The following is a 722-nucleotide window of genomic DNA, read 5'->3' as shown; positions in this document are numbered from 1 at the left end:
GACGATACAGAAATCCACCCGCTTTTCCACGGTGCGCCTTCCAGCACCGAGTTCAAGAAGCTGCGCAAACGCATCGTGCGATATACCCGCGAGGCAATCGAACAGTATGGGATGGTGCCCCCTCAGACAGGCCAGAAACCGGACAAATGGCTGGTCTGCCTGTCAGGTGGCAAAGACAGCTACATCCTGCTCGCCGCTTTGTACGAGCTGAAGTGGCGCGGCCTGCTGCCTGTCGATCTGATCGCCTGCAATCTGGATCAGGGCCAGCCGGGGTTTCCTGCGATGGTGCTGCCGGAGTTTCTGGAAAGGATGGGCGTGCCGCACCGGATCGAATATAAGGACACATATTCCATCGTCATGGACAAGGTGCCGGCGGGGCGGACATTCTGCGCGCTGTGTTCGCGGTTGCGGCGGGGCAACCTGTACCGGATCGCCCGCGAAGAGGGCTGTTCAGCCGTGGTGTTGGGCCACCACCGGGACGATATTCTCGAGACGTTTTTCATGAACCTGTTCCACGGCGGGCGTCTGGCCACGATGCCGCCAAAACTGGTCAACGAGGAAGGCGATCTGTTACTCTATCGCCCGCTGGCGCATGTGGCCGAGGCTGATTGCGAAAAATTCGCGAAAGCCATGAATTATCCGATCATTCCCTGTGATCTGTGCGGGTCGCAGGATGGGTTGCAGCGCCAGCAGGTCAAACAGATCCTGGATGGCTGGGAAAA

General features: G+C 58.9%; 1 protein-coding gene. It reads left to right on the top strand.

Annotation, left to right across the window (positions count from 1 at the left end; genetic code table 11):
• Positions 1-722: tRNA 2-thiocytidine(32) synthetase TtcA (gene ttcA / locus ACFWW4_RS22695; protein ID WP_411892911.1), on the top strand; the 722-nt coding region annotated here is incomplete at both ends.

This window comes from Yoonia sp. SDW83-1 (genome assembly GCF_046762885.1).
GTDB lineage: Bacteria > Pseudomonadota > Alphaproteobacteria > Rhodobacterales > Rhodobacteraceae > Yoonia.
This window is presented reverse-complemented; position numbering and strand designations above follow the sequence as displayed.